Genomic DNA, 1,661 nt, shown 5'->3' with positions numbered 1-1,661 from the left:
TGCTTTTCATAATCCTCATGGGCGTCCTGGTCTTCGGTCTGTACATCAGCTTTAAGCCTGAGTACGGTAAGGAGTCCATACCCTGGGACTGCGGAACAACAGCCTTTGACCCCGATGAGTACCGGGTGGATGCAGAGGGCTACTACGTTAAATTCGAGGAAAAGGTCGGATCATTCTACCTGCTCATGGACTGGTTCTACATGATAGGCATGGGCATAGTCCACTACACCATCAGAGGCTACATGTGGGTGGCCAGCTACTTCGTTAAGATAGTTGACACGCCGTACACCGTCGTGAAGAGCGTGAGAGACCTCAGATCAAGGCAGATCCTCTACATCGACGAGGAGTTCTTCAAGCCCTTCATAAGGTTCTGCAATATAGTCAAGATAGCACTGCCGGGGATAAAGCTTGGGAAGTTCATAGCCATAGCAGTTATCATCGTCGGCATCATAGTGGGGTTGATAATAGCACTGTGAGGTGAGGAAAATGGAGACCGCCGTAAAGATCGGTTTCAGCTTCGTCGGCATCTTGATAATGCTACTCCTGCCACCGTACCTGGAGGGTATGGCAAGAAGGGTTAGGGCGAGGATACAGTACAGGCGCGGGCCGCCGCTCATGCAGACTTGGTACGACCTACAGAAGCTCTTCAAGTTGCCCTCTGTAAGACCAACCAAGAGCATAATGTTTACCTGGGCACCCTATTTAGCACTTGCCTCGGCACTCTCGGCGGCTTTACTGCTCCCCTACGGTAACGTGGTTCCAGTGAACTTCGGCTTCAACTTAGTGGTCTTCTTCTACGTCATCCTCATGGTCAGCGTCTTCCTGATCCTTGCGGGACTCAGCGTCCAGAACGCCTTTAGCCACCTCGGCTCCGCTAGGGAGATGCAGATAGTCCTTACCGTTGAACCACTAATAGCCATCCTCTACGGCGTCCTCGCTTACAACGCGGGGTCACTCAGCATAGCCAAGATCTTCGCAAACCTTCATCCAACAGCATCCCTCGTGATGACGTACGCCCTACTCGCCTATGCCCTCTACGTGGAGAGTGGGTTCCTGCCCTTCGACATAGCCGAGGCAGAGCAGGAGGTGATAGGTGGCCCGCTCACCGAGTACAGTGGGAAACTCTTGGGGGTCTTCTACTACGCGATATACATCAAGCGCTTCGCCCTGCTGTGGTTCTTCATCAGCCTGCTCGTCCTCCCATGGGTGGGGCCGATAACTACCACGCTTAAGGCAGCCGAGGTCTTAGCACTGCAGTTCTTCCTGACCATAGCGTTCTACCCGGTCATAGCGGCGCTCGAAGCGACGAACGCAAGGCTCAGGATAGACCATGTCGTCAAGATGAACACGAGGGCCTTCTACGCAGGACTGGTAATATTGGCCATAGCCTTTGCGGGGTGGTGAAAGATGGTGGGAACTAAGGATTTGGAGGCTCATTTCGAGTTCGATTGCAGGGCCTGTGAGAACGGCCACTGCTCAAAGGCCGACGTTGAAAGTATATTGGCCGAAAGAAAGGGCCTTAAGGACTTTTACGAGGCCTTCAAGGAGCACATAAGGGAATGCAAGAGGATGACCTACGGACAGTACATGTTCGTCATCGACCGCGAGGTTCTCCCGGATGCGGTACTCTGGTGGCACAACCACCCTGAGTTCAAGGAGAC

At 53.3% G+C, this 1,661-nt stretch carries 1 protein-coding gene and 2 pseudogenes; all 3 read left to right on the top strand.

Annotated features, from left to right (window positions below; translation table 11 throughout):
- Nucleotides 1-476 (top strand): annotated as a pseudogene (locus MVD07_RS07540) (hydrogenase); the annotation flags it as partial.
- A 10-nt stretch (nt 477-486) separates the two neighbouring features.
- Nucleotides 487-1,404: an NADH-quinone oxidoreductase subunit H gene (locus MVD07_RS07535; protein ID WP_297500344.1), complete on the top strand. Its 918-nt coding sequence runs from the start codon at nt 487-489 to the stop codon at nt 1,402-1,404.
- A gap of 3 nt (nt 1,405-1,407) precedes the next feature.
- A pseudogene (gene hycE / locus MVD07_RS07530) lies at nt 1,408-1,661 on the top strand (hydrogenase large subunit); the annotation flags it as partial.

The sequence above is a fragment of the Thermococcus sp. genome (genome assembly GCF_027008145.1).
Lineage (GTDB): Archaea > Methanobacteriota_B > Thermococci > Thermococcales > Thermococcaceae > Thermococcus.
Note: the sequence above shows the minus strand (reverse complement) of the source record. Positions and strands in the feature narration are given on the sequence as shown.